17 protein-coding genes are annotated in these 18093 nt (G+C 41.1%); 8 read left to right on the top strand and 9 right to left on the bottom strand.

Annotation, left to right across the window (positions count from 1 at the left end):
• Positions 1-73 precede the first annotated feature (73 nt).
• The 3 genes from pheT (at position 74) to NIES592_RS19875 (ending at position 3532) form a co-directional block, all read left to right on the top strand.
• Positions 74-2509, top strand: coding sequence for a phenylalanine--tRNA ligase subunit beta (pheT, locus tag NIES592_RS19865; RefSeq protein WP_073556681.1), 2436 nt, complete (start codon positions 74-76; stop codon positions 2507-2509).
• Between the two features lie 107 nt (positions 2510-2616).
• Positions 2617-2886: a YciI family protein gene (locus NIES592_RS19870; RefSeq protein WP_026086307.1), complete on the top strand. Its 270-nt coding sequence runs from the start codon at positions 2617-2619 to the stop codon at positions 2884-2886.
• 229 nt (positions 2887-3115) lie between these two features.
• On the top strand, positions 3116-3532 hold the full coding sequence (locus NIES592_RS19875) for a hypothetical protein (protein ID WP_009459692.1): 417 nt from the start codon (positions 3116-3118) through the stop codon (positions 3530-3532).
• 97 nt (positions 3533-3629) lie between these two features.
• On the opposite strand, the gene NIES592_RS19880 is transcribed toward NIES592_RS19875, so the two are convergent.
• From NIES592_RS19880 to NIES592_RS19905, 6 genes are all read right to left on the bottom strand, one after another.
• The gene (locus NIES592_RS19880) at positions 3630-4445 is read right to left on the bottom strand and encodes a DUF1838 domain-containing protein (protein ID WP_073556682.1); all 816 of its coding nucleotides are present in this window, start codon (positions 4443-4445) and stop codon (positions 3630-3632) included.
• A gap of 330 nt (positions 4446-4775) precedes the next feature.
• Complete coding sequence (locus tag NIES592_RS19885; RefSeq protein WP_073556683.1) at positions 4776-5951, bottom strand: AbrB family transcriptional regulator; 1176 nt, start codon at positions 5949-5951, stop codon at positions 4776-4778.
• A 127-nt stretch (positions 5952-6078) separates the two neighbouring features.
• Complete coding sequence (locus tag NIES592_RS19890; protein WP_073556684.1) at positions 6079-7449, bottom strand: DICT sensory domain-containing protein; 1371 nt, start codon at positions 7447-7449, stop codon at positions 6079-6081.
• Positions 7450-7658: 209 nt separating this feature from the next.
• The gene (locus NIES592_RS19895; RefSeq protein WP_073556685.1) at positions 7659-9158 is read right to left on the bottom strand and encodes a UDP-N-acetylmuramoyl-L-alanyl-D-glutamate--2,6-diaminopimelate ligase; all 1500 of its coding nucleotides are present in this window, start codon (positions 9156-9158) and stop codon (positions 7659-7661) included.
• 161 nt (positions 9159-9319) lie between these two features.
• Positions 9320-9625: a glutaredoxin family protein gene (locus NIES592_RS19900; protein ID WP_073556686.1), complete on the bottom strand. Its 306-nt coding sequence runs from the start codon at positions 9623-9625 to the stop codon at positions 9320-9322.
• 279 nt (positions 9626-9904) lie between these two features.
• Positions 9905-10654, bottom strand: coding sequence for a carbonic anhydrase (locus NIES592_RS19905; protein ID WP_062249732.1), 750 nt, complete (start codon positions 10652-10654; stop codon positions 9905-9907).
• A 409-nt stretch (positions 10655-11063) separates the two neighbouring features.
• Here NIES592_RS19905 and NIES592_RS19910 point away from each other — a divergent pair, with 409 nt between their 5' ends.
• Both NIES592_RS19910 and NIES592_RS19915 read left to right on the top strand, forming a co-directional pair.
• On the top strand, positions 11064-11606 hold the full coding sequence (locus tag NIES592_RS19910; RefSeq protein WP_062249730.1) for a CAP domain-containing protein: 543 nt from the start codon (positions 11064-11066) through the stop codon (positions 11604-11606).
• A gap of 117 nt (positions 11607-11723) precedes the next feature.
• Positions 11724-12353: a ribonuclease H-like domain-containing protein gene (locus NIES592_RS19915; RefSeq protein ID WP_073556687.1), complete on the top strand. Its 630-nt coding sequence runs from the start codon at positions 11724-11726 to the stop codon at positions 12351-12353.
• A 57-nt stretch (positions 12354-12410) separates the two neighbouring features.
• Here the strand turns inward: NIES592_RS19915 and NIES592_RS19920 are convergent, their stop codons facing one another.
• The 3 genes from NIES592_RS19920 to pdxA form a co-directional block, all read right to left on the bottom strand.
• Positions 12411-12866, bottom strand: a complete 456-nt coding sequence (locus NIES592_RS19920) for a rhodanese-like domain-containing protein (RefSeq protein WP_073556688.1) — start codon at positions 12864-12866, stop codon at positions 12411-12413.
• A gap of 508 nt (positions 12867-13374) precedes the next feature.
• Positions 13375-13887, bottom strand: a complete 513-nt coding sequence (locus NIES592_RS19925; protein WP_062249726.1) for a hypothetical protein — start codon at positions 13885-13887, stop codon at positions 13375-13377.
• 116 nt (positions 13888-14003) lie between these two features.
• The gene (gene pdxA / locus NIES592_RS19930; protein WP_062249725.1) at positions 14004-15107 is read right to left on the bottom strand and encodes a 4-hydroxythreonine-4-phosphate dehydrogenase PdxA; all 1104 of its coding nucleotides are present in this window, start codon (positions 15105-15107) and stop codon (positions 14004-14006) included.
• A gap of 365 nt (positions 15108-15472) precedes the next feature.
• Here pdxA and petM point away from each other — a divergent pair, with 365 nt between their 5' ends.
• From petM to NIES592_RS19945, 3 genes are all read left to right on the top strand, one after another.
• The gene (gene petM / locus NIES592_RS19935) at positions 15473-15580 is read left to right on the top strand and encodes a cytochrome b6-f complex subunit PetM (protein ID WP_009459657.1); all 108 of its coding nucleotides are present in this window, start codon (positions 15473-15475) and stop codon (positions 15578-15580) included.
• Positions 15581-15727: 147 nt separating this feature from the next.
• A complete protein-coding gene (locus tag NIES592_RS19940) occupies positions 15728-16708 on the top strand; it encodes an SDR family oxidoreductase (RefSeq protein WP_009459656.1) in 981 nt (326 codons plus the stop codon).
• 120 nt (positions 16709-16828) lie between these two features.
• The gene (locus NIES592_RS19945; protein ID WP_009459655.1) at positions 16829-17746 is read left to right on the top strand and encodes an NAD(+) kinase; all 918 of its coding nucleotides are present in this window, start codon (positions 16829-16831) and stop codon (positions 17744-17746) included.
• Positions 17747-18093 lie beyond the last annotated feature (347 nt).

An 18093-nucleotide genomic window follows, 5' to 3' on the forward strand; every position in this document is an offset into this window, starting at 1 on the left:
ATCCTGTCGATTAATTCTAAAATAGTGATTGCATTCTGAATTTCAGATCTGATTTCGCACAAGCACACATTCCATGCGTATTTCTCTTAAATGGCTGCGGGAACTAGTTGAGGTAAAACTAGCAAGCGAAGAATTAGCAGAAACCCTGACAATGGCAGGGTTTGAGGTAGAAGATATTGAAGATCGCCGCACTTGGGCTGATGGTGTTGTGATTGGGAGAGTGCTTGAGCGCCAACCCCATCCCAATGCTGATAAATTAAGTGTTTGTCAAGTTGATATAGGTACAGGAGAAACTCTAAACATTGTCTGCGGCGCTCCCAATGTCCGGGCAGATATTTATGTACCAGTTGCTACAGTCGGCACTTATCTACCAAATATTGATTTAAAAATTAAACCTGCAAAACTGCGTGGTGTCCCATCAAATGGCATGATCTGTTCGTTAAAAGAACTGGGTTTGCCAAGTGATGTAGATGGAATTCATGTTTTTACCCAAGAGAATCTGCAATTGGGTAGTGATGTGCGTCCTTTGTTGGGTTTGGATGACGTCATTTTAGATGTGACTGCGACTGCTAACCGTGCTGATGCTTTAAGTATGGTGGGTATAGCGCGGGAAGTTGCAGCGCTGACGGGTGCAAAATTGACGATTCCTGAGCCTGGTGAAGTTTCGGTTCCCCAAGGTGCAGGAAATTTAGCTATTAAAGTAGCTGATACCCAAGCTTGCCCTACCTATATTGGTACAGTAATCGAACAGGTAAAAATTGCTCCCTCTCCTGATTGGTTACAACAGCGTTTGCGAGCTGCGGGAGTTAGGCCTATTAATAATGTAGTGGACATTACTAATTATGTATTGTTGGAATGGGGACAGCCACTACACGCTTTTGATCGCGATCGCCTTGTTTCTATAGCCGGTAGCGAAAAACTAGCCATTGGTGTTCGTTTTGCTAACACCGGAGAAACCCTCAAAACCTTAGATGGGCAAACTCGCACCCTCTCCACCCAGAACTTGCTGATTACCGCCAACGATCAACCTGTTGCTTTAGCTGGTGTGATGGGTGGTGAAGAAAGCGAAGTCCATGAAGGTACGCAAAATCTGGTATTAGAAGCAGCTTTATTTGATTCCGTAGTCATTCGCCGTTCTTCCCGGAGTGTGGGGTTAAGAAGTGAATCTTCATCTCGATACGAGCGGGGTATAAATAGTGCTGGCTTGGAAATAGCAACACGCCGCGCCTTGACTCTAATTACCGAACTTGCCCAAGGAAGTCTGGTGACTCAGGAAATTTCGGACAGCCGCCCTGATCCATCAACTTGTACACGTTCAATTGAACTACGTTTAGATCGGGTGAATCAGGTGTTGGGACCTGTTGATTTAGGTGAACAACCCGGAGAACTACAAGCTGAAGATGTAGAGCGTACCTTGACTGCCTTGGGATGTCAACTCAAGAGTATCGGCGATCGCAAATGGACAGTGACAGTACCACCCTACCGTTACCGCGATCTAGAACGGGAAATTGATTTAATCGAAGAAATTGCCCGTCTCTACGGCTATAATCGTTTCTGCGACACTCTCCCAGAAAAGTCAGGAGCAGGTTATTTGCCTTTTGATGTAGACATGCTGCGTCAGCTACGCGCATGTTTCCGGGCAGAAGGTTTAACAGAATTAATGCACTACTCCTTAGTCAAGCCAGGGGAAAATAGACAAATATTGCTGGCAAATCCTTTATTTGTAGAGTATTCAGCCCTACGCACAGATTTACTTTCTGGGTTGATTGATGCTTTTGTGTATAATTTAGAACAAGGCAATGGGGCGCTCAATGGATTTGAAATTGGGCGAATTTTCTGGCAAGAAGAAAACGGCTTGCAAGAAGCAGATGCCATAGCAGGGATTTTGGGAGGCGATCGCAGATCTAACAAGTGGACAAGTAGTGGGCGTGAGCAACCCATGACTTGGTACGAAGCCAAAGGCACCTTGGATAGCGTATTTCAGCGCCTGAGTTTGGAGGTGGAGTATCAACCAGATTGCCATGACGAGCGTTTGCATCCAGGTAGAACCGCCTCTTTGTGGATTCGGGGTAACAGATTGGGTATCTTTGGGCAGTTACATCCCCAACTGCGACACGAAAGAAGCTTGCCAGAAGCAGTTTACGTATTTCAACTAGATTTAGATGTGCTGTTGGATGCACTAGATCAAGATGAAATTATCGTGCCCACATTCAAGCCTTATTCTACCTATCCAGCCACAGATAGAGACATTGCCTTCTTTGCACCAATTAAGGTGACAGTTGCCGAAATTGAAAAAGCAATTACTAAAGCAGGTAAAGATTTACTCGAATCTGTAGAACTGTTTGATGAATATCGTGGCGAACATGTACCGCAAGGACAACGGAGTTTAGCATTCCGCCTCATTTATCGAGCCAGCGATCGCACTCTCACTGATGCAGAAGTTGAACCCGTGCATCAAAAAGTCCGTGATACATTGGTCGAAAAATTTGGTGTTGCTCTGAGAAGTTAATTATTAGTTGTTAGTTGTTAGATGTTAGTTGTTTGGATCATCTCAGTCAAATCCAAACAACAATCAACAACCAACTATCAACAATCAACAACCAACTATCAACAAATATGACTAAATACATCATGTGGGGGACTTACTGTGAAGATGTCCTCGAAAAACGCGCCTCTTATCGTCAAGCTCATCTAGATGGATTAGCAAAACAAAAAGAATCTGGTGTACTAATTACTATTGGCCCCACCAAAGATTTAACAAAAGTTTTTGGTATTTACGAAGCCGACAACGAAGATATTGTGCGTCAATTAGTAGAAAATGACCCCTATTGGCAAAACGGAATTTGGACTGAATACTCTATCAAAGAGTGGATTCAGGCGTTTTAAATATTAAGGCAAAAGGTAGTAGACAGCGGTGTATTTCCAGAAATGCAGAAGCTTGGGGGAACAAATTATCTCTAAAATTCTTCTACTACCTCATTTTTTTGTACGGTTATCATGAAAGATTTCTCATGCAAAAAAATTTGCTATTGCCTAGACTAAAAATGTGGTCAAACAAAACTGTCTCAACTTCGACTGTTTTTTATCATTGATGTTTAGTTGAGAAGGTAGGTCTATGAACAAGATTTTTAAACGCACAGTTTTACCCGGTTTACTAGCTACAAGTTTAGTTGGTGCAACCTTTGTACCAGCTAAACCTGCTGCTGCTGATGAATACATACTACAAGATATCGGTATTGGAGCCGGTGCTGGCGTAGTCTCTGGCGCTATTAGAGGACGGGGTTCTGTCGTCAACAATGCTATCAAAGGTGCGGCGTCTGGTGCTGCTGTAAACGCCGTTCATGGTACTAGACGTCAGTACAAAAACCGTCAAAACCGTAATGTGGTTCAAGATGTGGGAGTAGGCGCAGCTGCGGGTGCAGTAACTGGTACAATCCTTCGCGGTAACACCAGACATGTTCTTGGTGATGCAATTGATGGTGCAGCCGCAGGTGGAGCAATCAATGTCCTCACCAATGGCAAAAGGCAGTAATTCAAAAATTACATGCCTAAATTAGGGGCGCACGACTATGCGCCCTCGTAAAAGTCCTGTGTTTTATGCAAAGGAAAACTCTACATCAAATTTAGTGTTAGTTTTCTTCTGCTGCTGGTAGAGGGAATCTTTCACCAGCTAAATATGCATCTAAATTTTGTTGGAAGTAAAGCCAAGAAGTCATATCTTCGACATCTAAAAAGGATTTCGGAGCTTTTTTGTATAGAGGAACACGAGTATTGATTTCGTCTTTGAGTAGTTGCGGTAATTCGTCGAAGCTTTTTACCTTTCTACCATAAGCACTGTAGATAAGATAACCAGAGCGATCGCCCATTTTCATCCAAGGTAGCCATTGGCCAATCCTATCCCAACTTAGCCTCAGTTGAGAAACTGAAGGTAATTCCAAATTGAATAAATCTGTAGTGGGAACAGTAATTTTAAATAACTCTGCGGCTTGATAAGTGGGTTGGGGACTATATTCGGCTAATTTTGTATTTTCTACTAAGGGGTTGGGATAAGTAGGAAAGATATCAAATACAAAAGTTGTACTCTCATCATCTACCTGGGCTGGAAACTTGCCTTTAAAATGACCTTGCACTGGGTTATTGGCAACGTGCATGACTGGAACTGTTTCCCCTGTCCAGGGATTATCCCATCTATGCAAAATCTCTTCTGTTTCGGGGTTGAGGTAATAAGTCAATTCTCTAGAGGTAAAATCCCAGCAACCCGCCTCAGTGGGGATACATCTGCTTACACTCATACCAACCATTTTAAATAAGAGTGTGCGTTTTTCACCTGGAATAAAAGCGTATATCTTACCTGTCCAGCTTAAAAAGCTTGATTCAGCAGGATCAAGTGAAGAGCGAGTTTTCACCCAGTATGAGGCTTCTAATTCTTGATTTTGGGCAACCATTTTGTGGCTCCTGACTACTTATTAAACAATACCTTTTTAGGTGAAGGTTTTGTTTCAGCACACTTTTGGGTAAAATTCGAGATCGAACACAGAACACAGATACACACCGATAATCTATCTGTGTGTATCTGTGTTCATCTGTGTTCGTTAATCAAATCAAACTCTGGACACTTGCCAAAAACCCTTATATTGCTTCTTCAGTTCACATTGGCGTAATTATGTTTTAAAAAATGACCGCTGATTTACACAGATACACACTGATAGATACAAATAAATTTACCGGGATGTGGTTGTGTTATCTGTTGGTGTTGTTCAAATAAATACTTTGTTTTATACGCTTTCTCTCGTGCCTTCTTTATTGTCAAAATAACGAAACAGAAAAATCCCAATCGGTAGAAAACTATTAATAGCGATTAGCCGCACAACATGGCCTGCCGTCACGATTTCTACATTATGATCTAATGTCAAGGCAACTAAGATAATTTCCGCAGATCCTCCAGGTGCTGTCACCAACAGACAAGTTAGCCAATCCCAAGACGTTAATTGCATGGCAAGTAAAGTAGCGGCTACCCCAGCAGCAAGAGTCATCGCAACTGAAATGATGGCGCATCCTATAGTTCGTTTTTGGAAGGTAGGTTTTTCACCCCAATACTCACCGATAGTAATTCCCAGCAACATTTGACCTAGTAATTTAATTACAAGTGGTGGGGTAAAAGAGATATCATCTACAAAAGGTAGCCAATTGAGAATTGGATTAAATGCCATTCCTACTAATAATGAAGCAAAGAAAGGGGCAGCAGGAACTTTCAGCAATTTCGCTATATGAACTGCTAAGGTGCTGATTACCAACACCAATAAGAGTAACTCAAAAGAGTATGGCTCAATAGCAGAAGATATTGGTGGTTGAACTGAGGTATTATTTGTGACTTTAGCAATTAAGGGTATGAGAAAAACTACGCTTGTTATCCGGAGTGCTTGTACTAATGCCACCAAAGTGACATTTTTATTGTAATCTGCGGCGATAGCTGACATTACCCCCACACCACCAGGAACTGTAGCTAGCATTGCTGTCAAAAGATTGGTTTTGCTCAAACGGGAATAAATGTAGCCAATACAACCTCCACAGAGTAGTAAAAACAACGTGAGGCAAACAAAAACTGGAGCACTAGCACTAATATTGGCTAAATTAGCATGGGCATTAGAAGCACCGATAGTTATGCCCACTAATATCATTCCAATCTCTCTAGCAGTCCGGTTAGGTTTGGGCAAATAATTATAAAAAATTCGGGATGTCTGGAATATCGCTGCACCGGAAATAATTCCGCCAAAGATCCAAGCAATGCCACCAAAATTGAAGTGAAACAGAGCAAAACCAAAGGGTATAGCCAAAAGTAGCTCTGCACTCAGGATCTGGAGTTGCTTGATCAATTGCTGTTGTTGGCTAACAATAGGATTCGTTGTCGTGCTATCCTCCTGATGAGGAACAACAATTAAATTTTGATTCATTAAAAGGTGTTTCTTAAATCGACTAGTAACCAAACTAGCGCGATCGCACAACACATGCATCTGTGAAAATTGTTAATTGTTAGTGGTTAGTGGTTAATAATTATTTCTCTACTCCCCACTCCCTCTTCTACTTACTATATTTTTCCACGACAGCCGCTAACTGAACTGTAAAAGTGGAACCTTCGGAAGGTTTGCTTTTTACAGAAATAGAGCCTCCACAGCCTCGTAGTAGTTGCTGTACTATTGTTAGACCTAAGCCTGCACCACCAGGATCTTCTGATAGTAGGGGACGCACACGATAAAAGCGGTCAAAAATTTTGGGAATTTCACTTTCGCTAATACCAATACCACTATCACGAAATTCTAATTGAACATAATCGCCCTGAAGCCTTCCCCACACCCAAACTTGACCTCCATTGGGAGTGTATTTGATGCTATTAGAAAGTAGATGAATGACAATTTGCCTCAGTCCTCCACTGACACACCAAACAGCAGGGAGTTCTGTAGGTACGGTATAGGCTAGCATAATGCCTTTTTCTTGTGCTAGAGGCTGGTAGGTACTAACTACTCCAGGTACAATGTCTGCTAAGCATACTGCTTCTAAGTTCATTGCTTCTAAATTGCGCTCGATTTGTACCAGTTCCAATACACCATGAATGAGGGAATTTTGGCGATCGCATTGGGTGTTGAGCATTTGGGAATAGCGCTGGCGCTGTGGATTTTTGAGACTAGGCGAATTTAACAGACTTAAGGCAGTCTTCATATGCGTCAGAGGTGTACGCAGTTCATGACAGACATTGCTTAAGAATTCGTCTTTGAGTTGCAAACTGTTGTGTAGTGCTTGTTTTTGCTGTTCTATCTTGGCAATCCGTTTAGAAATAATTTGGCGGTTAATTTCATCTTGGCGTTGGAGTTGCTTTGTCAACAATCGACTCATCAATGCTGGTTCAGACACACCTGCACAAATCAAATGATCTGGTGCGATCGCCGAATCTTCTGGCACTATTGCCTGTTTAATACCATCCAATACCTGCTGGATGATTTTTGGTTCAAAAGTAGATATAGTTAATAAAGTTTTATGATTTTTAATTGATCGTTCGGCCACTATTAAGCTGCAAAATTTTGCTGATAACACTATTAAAAAATATTCTCGCCGCGTCTGATTTGGCAAGAATTGCATACCTTTTTGAGATGAGGAAAATGGTTTGATTTTTTCTCTATCCATTCCCTCAATTCCTACCTCCCCAACATGGCAATGATAAACAACTCCAGAATTACCTAATTGCTGTTGGTAACGCTGAATTTCTGAATGCCAAATTTTTCCTGGTGGCAGCTTTACCCATAAAGTTGCGGGAATTTGCTGTTCTGTTAGTAAATCAATTTGTGACTTCAACAGTGATAGCAAAATAGCAGGAGTAGCAGACATAATTGGAGGAGGGGTTTGTACATCCAAAGCCAGCTGATATATTGATAGTTCCCGAACCAGAGAAACATTCATGAGTAAAGCAGATAAAGAAAATCTAGGGGATAGGGGATAGGGGATGGGGGATGGGGGATATTTTATACTGCTAACTTCCAAATTCTAAAACATTGATTCAGTATTCAGAAATTGTCTTTATGGATGAGACAAAACACACAGGAGACAAGGGAGAAAAATTCCTTCCTTCCCGTGTCCCCCTTGTCTTCCCTATCCCCGATCCCTTATTTTTAAGCTTTAGCCTTTAGCCTTTCTTCTAATGCGTCGCGTGCATGTTCTCTGTCATCAAAGTGGATTTTTTCGGTTCCGAGAATTTGGTAATCTTCGTGACCTTTACCAGCTAGCAAAACACCGTCTCCGGGTTGTGCTTCTAAAATAGCACTACGAATGGCAGTAGCGCGATCGCAGATTACTATTGGCTGAACTGTTTCTGGTATTCCTGCTAAGATGTCCTGCAAGATCCGCTCTGGATCTTCAGTACGAGGATTATCAGATGTCACTACTGCTACATCAGCTAGTTCAGCGGCTATTTTACCCATTTTTGGGCGCTTAGTCCTATCTCTGTCTCCTCCGCAACCAAACACACAAATCATCTTACCAGGAATAAATGGACGCGAAGCTTTAAGCAAGTTCTCTAAGCTATCAGGAGTGTGAGCATAATCTACGATGACGCTGATGTCCTGTTGTGGATTCACCTGTACTCTTTCCATGCGACCGGGAACCCCCGGGAACTCTGGTATTGTAGATACCACCAATTCTAAATCCAAACCTAAGTGTAAAATTGCTCCTACCGCTGCCAAAAGATTTTCGAGATTATATTGACCGACTAGGGGTGAACGAAAAGTAGCATCACCTTTTGGTGTATGCAGTTTCCCGCTAACACCATTTGGTTCGTAACTTAAATCACTCATCCATAAGTCAGCAGTGGAATTGCTAACACTATAACTCCAAACTTTATCTGCATCTAAAGATGCAATTAATCGCTGCCCGTAGGCGTCATCGGCGTTAATTATTGCCCGCCCTTTGAGATAATCAGAATTAAATAGTAAAGCTTTTGCCGCGAAGTAATCTTCCATGTCGCGGTGGAAGTCAAGATGGTCTTGGGTAAGGTTACTAAATACCCCGACTTCAAACTGGCATCCCATGACTCGCCCTTGGGCCAAGGCGTGGGAACTAACCTCCATCACACCATACTCATTACCAGCGGCTATAGCTGTTGCTAGCTGGTGTTGTAGTTCGACTGCAAATGGTGTGGTATGAACAGCAGTTTGGGTAAACCCCGCCCAACGAGTATAGAGAGTACCCATTAAAGCTGTAGGTTTATTTGCTTGATTCAGAAAATATTCGATCAAATGGGTAGTTGTAGTTTTACCGTTTGTACCTGTGACACCCACCAATTTAAGTTTTTGCCCTGGATAGTCATAAAAAACTTGGGCGATTTGGGCGCAGGCTTTTATCATGTCTGTGGCGGTAATCACACAAGCCTCTGCTGTAGGAGGGTGTTTTTGTGCTGCATGAGGAGATATAATTGCCGCTACAGCGCCAGCTGCGATCGCGCTTTGCCAAAAGTCCCCACCGTCAACCCGAGTTCCGGGCATACCAATAAACAAATCTCCTGGACTGGTAGCATGGGAATTTGTTGTTAATCCTGTTACCTCCCTATCCATTGCTGGATGTTCAGGTAAATGCAAAATCCCTTCTACAGTTTCTAATAACTCCCGCAGTTTCATGTTGTGAACCTCTTCAAAAAAGGGACTACAGATTAAGGAAAGAAATCTTAGATTTTGAATGGATTCAAAATCCCAAATTGCTAGCTTCTAGCCTCTAGCTTCAAGTTCCTCACCCATAGCTTGCGCTTTATTCTGCACTATTTTCCCTTTTATACAAAGAGCTATAGATACTTCCGGAGTAAATTTTCCAACTGCTGCACTGATGCACGGGGAGAAGGACGGGGTATGAGTTGCATACTCTCTTCTGTGCTGGTGGGATGGGCATCCTGTGCGCTATTTGATCGATGGGCTAAAAACAAGACAGGAACCTCGTATTGGTAAGCCCCAAACCAATCGTCACGGGTAGTAATATCTCGAACTTCTAGCTGTAAAGACGGAAAATTTCCCATCTCTACAATTTGTTCTAACTTTTCCTGTAATCCCTCACATAAATGGCATCCTGGCTTACTATATAAAATTAGTCGCATTTGTCTATACCAATTTTGACATTCCTAAGCAACAGACTTTTATTATTGTGCTTAATTGTGGTGGTTTTGCAAAATTCAAAAATCTTGATATTTCTGTTGCAACTAAAAAGTATAGTACTGCTTGGTGTAAAATGATAGTGTTTTTAAACGCAGAGGGGCGCTGAGTTAGCGCAGAGAAACGCTGAGTATTTTTCACTAAGAATTAATAAAACGCTTTACTTAGTCTGTAGGATTTTGGTTATTGGCTATGGGTATTTTTATTTAAAGTCTGAGAAGAGATTAAGAATAAACGATAGATACTTTACTACTATCCAAGTCATAACGAGCGCCAACAATTTTGAGCTTATTTTGACGAACAAGTTTAGATAAAATTGTTGAATTCTCTTGTAACTTGTTTGCTTGGTATTTGATGTTGGCTATAACTGCATGATCTTGTAAATTTTTTGTAGTCAATTTTGCTGTTTCTACAGCTGGCTTGATACCTTCAACTATTAATCCCATTCTGCCAGAAATAGGTTTATCTTGAAGTGCTTTTGCGACTGCACCGCATCTTTTGTGACCCAAAACTACAATTAGTTGGGAACCCAAAACTGCGGTGGCATACTCTAGGCTACCTATAACGGTGTCACAGACAACATTACCGGCTACTCGCACTACGAATAAATCTCCCAATCCTTGATCGAAGATTATTTCTGTCGGAACTCGAGAATCTGCACAGCCCAATATAGCAGCAAAGGGATACTGGGCTTGAGCAATCATTCGTATACGTTCTAGCGATTGATCGGGGTATTGACGTTTTTGCTGTACAAAGCGTTGGTTTCCAGCAAGTAGACGTTTTAAAGCTTGTTCAGGATTAACCGGGTTGCGATTGGCTGCTATGGCATCAGCCAAAGTTTTTTTGGGGGCGATCGCTTGTTTGACATTGGCAGAAAGGTCACAACCAGCAACACTGGCCATCATACCAACACTTCCCACTCCTGCCAGTTTCAGGAAATGACGACGTCCAACAAATCCATTAATTCGACTCATTCATTTAGCTCAATAATGGAATCTACCTGCTGAAAGCTTTATTTGCTCAGGAAGATAACAATTTTTTTTGCTTTTAAAAGTAGGCATTGCAACGATTTAAGAGTTATTTAATTTTCATTAAAAAAGGTGTAAAGGTATAAGGGTGTAAGGATGTAGAAAAATCAGTAGATTTAATTAAGTGCAAGTACTGGAATAAAATTATGTATTTGTTTAACTTCTTGAATTTTTCATTTTTTATTCGGAATTACTTCACAGTTATAGGATTGTAATTAACTGTAATTAACGCCAAAATCGGGATAGGCAAACATGTGGAAAATTCTTGAATACTGAAAACTATGCGAGTATATCAAGAAACAAAAATCCAGGGTGCGTGTCTCATAACTCTATTACACTACTTAAGTAATCGTTCATGATCCGACAATCTGCTTTTGGCACTGCTTTAAGTATGCTTGTCCTTGCTGGTGGATTAACAACCACTTCACTAGGCCACACTTCAACAAAAAAATTGCTCGCAAGTCAAGCGTTACTGAGTCCATCATCTCAGGTTGCATCTACTGTAACTTTCAAAACCACTGATTTGGAAAAATCAGTTTTTGATCAAATTAATCGCTATCGAATTTCTCTGGGTCTAAAAAAACTAACTCTAAATGCGAATATCTCTAAACAAGCAAGAATTCATAGTCAAAATATGGCTAGAGGTAAAGTCCCATTTAGTCATCAAGGATTTGAAAAACGAGTAAATGCAATTCCTATTCGCTACACAAGTGCAGCCGAAAATGTTGCTTATAACCAAGGATATAGCGATCCAGCAGCAGAAGCTGTTAATGGCTGGATTAAAAGTCCTGACCATCTGATCAATATTAAAGGCAATTACAATATGACTGGAATTGGTGTTGCGACTAATAGTAAAGGTGAAGTCTATTTGACACAAATTTTCATTCGGAATCGATAGATGGTTGGTTGTTGTTTGTTAATTGATTGCTACTAACTACTAATTAACAACTACAATAATGTAGTGTCTAACAGGATTTTTCTCCACCAGACACTGCATTTATGATTGTAACAATTCATGGAATTACAAGATTTTCAAGTTTGCGATCGCGATCTGGATGAAACCACTTTATCCCATTATTTACAAGCTGAGGTGATCGCTGTTGATACAGAAACAATGGGATTAATACCGCAGCGCGATCGCTTATGCTTGGTACAACTGTGTAATAGCCAAGGACAAGTTACTGCCATTCGGATTGCTAAAGGACAAACCACAGCCCCTAACCTGAAAAAATTGCTAGAAGCGACCAATATCGTTAAGGTGTTTCACTTTGCCCGTTTCGATATCGCTACCTTACGTTACAATCTTGGTATTCACGTTAATCCAGTTTTTTGTACCAAAATAGCTAGTAAATTAGCCCGTACTTACACGCCACGTCATGGGTTGAAAGATGTGGTACTAGAACTAGAGCAAGTAGAATTAGATAAAAGTTCCCAAAGTTCGGATTGGGGAAACGCTGCTCAACTCACGGAAGCTCAACTGAGTTATGCTGCTAACGATGTGCGCTACTTACTCAAAGTTCAGCAGAAATTAATCGCGATGCTAGAACGAGAAGAACGTTTGCAGTTAGCTCAAGAATGCTTTCAGTGTTTACCAACTATTGTTTCCCTGGATTTGTTGCAATTCAAGGATGTGTTTGAACATTAATAAAATAGTCAATTGTCAATAGTCTATTGACAATTTACATTGACCATTGACTAATATCTATACATCTTTTTCTGCTTGTTCTGTGTGTTCTTTCATCCGATCCACAACATTGTATGCACCAGCACTGGGAGGAACTTTTGCCTCTACAACACCCTCAGTTGCGCCACCAATTGCTTTCCATGCAGCCAAACCGCCTCTAAGTTCAGATACATGTTCAAAGCCAGCGTTTCTCAACAGCTGTGCGGCTTGGGCTGTTTCTTCATCATTGCTACCGTAAACGTAGATATCACGGCTTTTTGCAATGGTTGCTGTTGCCCGATCTACCAATTCATTTAATGGCATTGGCATTGCACCTGTAATATGCCCTTGGTTGTGAACTTGGCGATCGCGCACATCTAGAATTGTTAAAGCAGGTTCTCCCCACTCTAAACGAGACTTTAATACATGAGCGTCAGACTGTGATTCAATTGGGGGTTGGGAAGGAATAATATTTTCTAAAATTTTGTTATCCATAATTTTTCCTAGTTCATTAGATTAAGCAGATTACCAAAGCCTGAAAACGCCAAGACGTGGACAGACGAAGCTTCCTCCGGATTTGAGCCAGTACTTATGCAGAATTTGATTGACTGACCAAAATGTACCTAAAAAACCTACTAAAATTTCTCTTTCCTGAGAATGAAGCTGATAAATTTATGCCTATCTATCTAAAGGTATATTGTTTTTTTTAAAGTTTATTCGTACTGTTTTTAAACGCAGAGGAGCGCAAAGGATAACGCAAAGGAACGCAGAGTTTTGCTACAGGGATTTCGCTATGAATTTATGTAATTTTTAGTGCGTTTGTAGATAATTTTTAACGCTTAACCTGATCTTAATTTTTGGCAATATATAATACATGAATATCTTTTATAATTAATAGAACTTTTGTGGAAGCATATAAAACTACAAGAGATGTGATTGAGCGAAAATAAAAAAAAGGTGGCTTTTCAACCACCTTAACCAAAAAATTTCAATTCAAAAAATCTTAAGCCAATACAAAATCAACATCATTCGTTCCACCAGTTTCTGACTGACCAGAACGCAATTGTTGACCATTGAGTTCTACAGCAAAAGGTGTGCCATCTAAATTGAGATTGTAGTCAGTTTTCTGATTGGTATACCCAACACTGGCGATCATCTTCCGACCTTGATCAGTGTAGAGAAAAGCTAACATTTGATTTTTTTGCTGTTTATTGTCGTATGCCCAAATGACCATATATTGATTACCTTGATAATCAAATATCTTGGGTGGACGATTGGGAATATAACGTCCTGGTTCACCAAAACTTTTATCTAGAAAATCTTGCACAGAGTTAGTTTCTACAGTTGCATAAGCAACTTCTTGGGGAGATGTAGCAACAGCGTCACCCTGATTTTCATCAACAATTTCTTCCTTACCACGGTTGCGAAAATAATCTACTGCGGCTTTAGTGCCAATAGCACCAATAGCGGCAATTCCAGTACCGATGAGTATGTTACGAAGTTTGTTATTATTCATCGTTGATTGTGATTGTTAAAAACATCACAGTTAATAGTCAAGGGTCAATAGTCAATTGTCAATGGTCATTGGTTTGGTTAGTGGTTGGTTGTTGGTTGTTATTCCCACACTCCCCATCACCCCATCACCCCACCTCTTCTTTGCACTCTCACCCTCGCCAGTTCGCCTGCTAACTTAATTGCTGCTTTCATACTGGTTGCATCGGCGATTCCCTGACCAGCAATATTAAATGCTGTACCGTGATCTGGGGAGGTACGAATAAAAGGTAGACCTATAGATGTATTGACGGCGCGGTCAAATGCCATTAATTTGACCGGAATTAGACCTTGATCATGGTAAAGTGCCAGGTAAGCGTCTGCGGCTTTGGTTGAATCAACGCTACTGTACCAGGCTTTACCTGGATCAACCCACATTGTGTCGGGTGGAATTGGACCATCTAGACGCCATTGCGGACGTTTTTGGCGTTCTTGCTCTAACCAAGGAAGAATTTTTTCTTGCTCTTCACGTCCGATTTGTCCCTGTTCACCACTGTGAGGATTTAAACCCGCGATCGCAATTTTGCCACTCTCAAGACCAAAGTCTTTCTCTAAACACTCCACCAGCAAATCAAGTTTTTTTGTCAGTAATTCTGGTGTCAATACTTCAGGTACTTGACATAAAGGTATATGTGTAGTAGTCAGTAAACATCGTAGCGTCCAATCAGTGTGGGGCGATCGCGCTACAAACAACATGCCATATCTATCTGTACCTGATTTCTCAGCTAAGAGTTCTGTTTGCCCTGGATAATTGTATCCTGCTGCTTTCCAAGCTGATTTGGCAATCGGAGCAGTAACTATTGCATCAAATTCACCTTTTTGAGTGTGGGCGATCGCACGTTCCAAATAGGCAAAACTGGCTGCACCACTCGCCGCATTACCTATCCCAATCAAAATTTGGCTTTTAATTTGTTCCTCTAACGCTACATCCAGAATTGACAAGTTTTCTGGATTAGCTAAAGGTACTAAATTCCCACTAACGAGAACTTTGGTGTAATTTTCCAAAAGTAAATCTTGGCTACCTACAACCGTCACATCAAAATTCTTACTTATTTGTGGGTCTGCCAAAGCTTTTAAAATTACTTCTGGTCCAATTCCAGCTGGATCTCCTAAAGTAAGCGCTAGGCGTGGACGATGCTGCGGTGGTGATATGAAGTTGTTTTGATGCGATTGAGACTGAGACATATAAACGATTTTCTCAACACAGCTTGTAATTTTCCTTAATTAAAAGTGCCTGGATGCGATAATCTTAAGTGTCCACTACTGTTGCGGGAAAGGGGATCAGGGATCGAGAAAAGAATAAATTCAAATCTTACAATTAATTACTCTGCTTAATCTTTCATAGGTTAATCTGAAATCGATTTTAAAGAAGAATCTTACAGATGGATTGACCAAACTCAGATCCACCAAACCCATTTCCCATCCAAAATTTCAAATGATGTGAGAATCTGTGTCACAATACTTCATATTAGTTTAATCTTAACAGCAGCTAGAAAAGGCTCTGGTAGACTTAACTTAATTCAACAATTCGTAAAGGAGAACTACAACAAATGGGCGGCGAAATGTTTAATGCAGCTCTACTATCCTTTGGCTTGATTTTCGTAGGCTGGGCTTTAGGTACTTTGTTACTAAAAATTCAGGGTGCAGAAGAAGAGTAATTCTTGCCCTGAAAACTTTTGAGACCGAGAGGCTTTGCTGTAGTCTCTCGCTCGTGCCACCATTTTAAAAGAATGTAAACTTTTGTTTGTTAGTGCGATTCTGTTAAGATTTTATTCATAAAAGTTTAAGTTTCGCAAATAACCCTCATGACGTTATTAATAGTCGGTGCCACTGGCACCTTGGGAAGACAAGTGGCCCGTCGTGCCATTGATGAGGGGTATAAAGTACGTTGTCTTGTCCGGAGTGCTAAGAAAGCCGCATTTCTCAAAGAATGGGGTGCGGAACTTGTACCGGGAGACCTGTGCTACCCCCAGACATTAACAACTGCATTAGAAGGTGTTACCGCAGTCATAGATGCGGCTACATCTCGTCCCACCGATTCCTTAAGTATTAAACAAGTGGACTGGGAGGGCAAGGTATCCTTAATTCAAGCGTGTTTAGCAGCAGGTATAGAGCGTTTTATATTCTTTTCCATACTGGATGCCGACAAATACCCAGAAGTACCACTGATGGAAATTAAGCGGTGTACAGAAATTTATTTGGCAGAATCGGGCTTAAACTACACCATCTTGCAACTAGCTGGTTTTATGCAAGGCTTGATTGGTCAATATGGCATCCCTATTTTAGAAAATCAGCCAGTTTGGGTAACAGGTGAATCTTCGCCCATTGCCTATATGGATACTCAAGACATAGCTAAATTTGCAATTCGGGCCTTAAGTATACCAGAAACTGAAAAGCAGACTTTTCCGGTTGTAGGTACTCGTGCTTGGAGTGCAGAAGAAATAATTAGCTTGTGCGAACGCCTATCAGGCAGAGAAGCAAGAGTGACGCGAATGCCAATTAATTTACTACGTACAGTCCGCAAAATGCTGCGGTTCTTCCAGTGGGGATGGAATGTAGCAGATAGGCTGGCATTTACAGAAGTACTGGCGAGTGGTAAACCTCTCAATTCTCCGATGGAGGAAGTGTACCAAGTCTTTGGCTTTGATGTTAAAGACACCACAACCCTCGAAAGCTATTTGCAAGAGTACTTCAATCGCATTCTCAAGAAGTTGAAAGAGCTAGACTACGAAAAAAATAAAAAGAAAAAAGAGAAAAAGACTCCTTTTAAAAAAATTAATAGTTAGTGGTTAGTGGTTGGTTGCAACAAATAACTAACAACGAACAACTAACAACTAACAAAATTGACTAAAATGTGTCACGATTAACATAATAAAGAGCAGTGCCTAAAGATTGGATATTTGAGTGTGCCGAAAGTAGGCATTATCTACAACGACGTTAAACCGATAGCAGGTCGCGTCGCTAGCGAACTGAAAGAAAAGTTCACCGCCCACGGTTGGGATGTCTGCATCACAACCGGCATCGGTGGTATGTTGGGTTACTCTACCCCAGAGAGTCCTATATGCCACACACCTATTGAGGGTTTAACACCTCCTGGTTTTGACTCGGAAACAAAATTTGCGATCGTGCTAGGGGGAGATGGCACAGTTTTGGCAGCATCACGTTTAGTTGCTCATTGTGGTATCCCCATGCTGAGTGTAAATACAGGTCACATGGGATTTTTGACCGAAACTTATCTCAATCAACTGCCCCAAGCAGTAGAGCAACTAATGGCGGATAAGTATGAAGTTGAAGAGCGAGCAATGCTCACTGTCAAAGTGTTTCGCGGAGATTCAATACAGTGGGAAGCCCTCTGCTTAAATGAAATGGTGCTACATCGAGAACCACTAACCTCGATGTGCCATTTTGAAATTGCAGTGGGTCGTCACGCGCCAGTTGATATTGCCGCCGATGGTGTAATTATTTCTACACCAACAGGTTCTACTGCTTATTCGTTGAGTGCGGGTGGCCCGGTTGTAACCCCGGGTGTACCAGCATTACAGTTAGTGCCTATTTGTCCCCATTCCTTAGCATCAAGAGCATTGGTGTTTCCCGATACAGAACCAGTCAATATTTACCCAGTTAATACTCCTCGATTGGTGATGGTAGTTGATGGCAATGGCGGCTGTTATGTTTTACCGGACGATCGCGTCAATGTAGAGCGATCGCAATATTGTGCTAAATTTATTCGCCTGCAACCGCCAGAATTCTTCCGAGTTTTAAGAGAAAAACTCGGTTGGGGTTTGCCACATATTGCTAAACCTACATCAGTGGAGTTGCCGTAAGTAGGGGATAGGGGATTGGGGATCAGGGATCGGGGACAAGGAAGACACGGGAGACAAGGGGGAGACGGGAGAAAACCAACCCAATTACCTATTACCCATTACCCATTACCTATTACTTAAATCTTAAATAAGAGATTAAATTTTCTGCATGTAGAGTATTTTATTGCTAAACCTATAGTTTGACGTGCTAAAACATTTGAGATAGCGTGTCAACTTTAGGATATTATTTATCACTAAAAAATTTTAAATTACGCTTAGATCTGAATGTACAAGCGTTTGTGAGAACATTTGTACAAATCTAAAGTCTAAAGTCTAAAATCTAAAGTCTAAAATCTAAAATCTAAAAT

This window comes from Fischerella major NIES-592, assembly GCF_001904645.1.
In the GTDB taxonomy this organism is placed as follows: domain Bacteria; phylum Cyanobacteriota; class Cyanobacteriia; order Cyanobacteriales; family Nostocaceae; genus Fischerella; species Fischerella thermalis.

Bases quoted from the DNA above. Each gene is read 5' to 3' on its own strand.
- pheT (WP_073556681.1), top strand. From the start codon at position 74: ATGCGTATTTCTCTTAAATGGCTGCGGGAACTAGTTGAGGTAAAACTA.
- NIES592_RS19870 (WP_026086307.1), top strand. From the start codon at position 2,617: ATGACTAAATACATCATGTGGGGGACTTACTGTGAAGATGTCCTCGAA.
- NIES592_RS19875 (WP_009459692.1), top strand. From the start codon at position 3,116: ATGAACAAGATTTTTAAACGCACAGTTTTACCCGGTTTACTAGCTACA.
- NIES592_RS19880 (WP_073556682.1), bottom strand. From the start codon at position 4,445: ATGGTTGCCCAAAATCAAGAATTAGAAGCCTCATACTGGGTGAAAACT.
- NIES592_RS19885 (WP_073556683.1), bottom strand. From the start codon at position 5,951: ATGAATCAAAATTTAATTGTTGTTCCTCATCAGGAGGATAGCACGACA.
- NIES592_RS19890 (WP_073556684.1), bottom strand. From the start codon at position 7,449: ATGAATGTTTCTCTGGTTCGGGAACTATCAATATATCAGCTGGCTTTG.
- NIES592_RS19895 (WP_073556685.1), bottom strand. From the start codon at position 9,158: ATGAAACTGCGGGAGTTATTAGAAACTGTAGAAGGGATTTTGCATTTA.
- NIES592_RS19900 (WP_073556686.1), bottom strand. From the start codon at position 9,625: ATGCGACTAATTTTATATAGTAAGCCAGGATGCCATTTATGTGAGGGA.
- NIES592_RS19905 (WP_062249732.1), bottom strand. From the start codon at position 10,654: ATGAGTCGAATTAATGGATTTGTTGGACGTCGTCATTTCCTGAAACTG.
- NIES592_RS19910 (WP_062249730.1), top strand. From the start codon at position 11,064: ATGATCCGACAATCTGCTTTTGGCACTGCTTTAAGTATGCTTGTCCTT.
- NIES592_RS19915 (WP_073556687.1), top strand. From the start codon at position 11,724: ATGGAATTACAAGATTTTCAAGTTTGCGATCGCGATCTGGATGAAACC.
- NIES592_RS19920 (WP_073556688.1), bottom strand. From the start codon at position 12,866: ATGGATAACAAAATTTTAGAAAATATTATTCCTTCCCAACCCCCAATT.
- NIES592_RS19925 (WP_062249726.1), bottom strand. From the start codon at position 13,887: ATGAATAATAACAAACTTCGTAACATACTCATCGGTACTGGAATTGCC.
- pdxA (WP_062249725.1), bottom strand. From the start codon at position 15,107: ATGTCTCAGTCTCAATCGCATCAAAACAACTTCATATCACCACCGCAG.
- petM (WP_009459657.1), top strand. From the start codon at position 15,473: ATGGGCGGCGAAATGTTTAATGCAGCTCTACTATCCTTTGGCTTGATT.
- NIES592_RS19940 (WP_009459656.1), top strand. From the start codon at position 15,728: ATGACGTTATTAATAGTCGGTGCCACTGGCACCTTGGGAAGACAAGTG.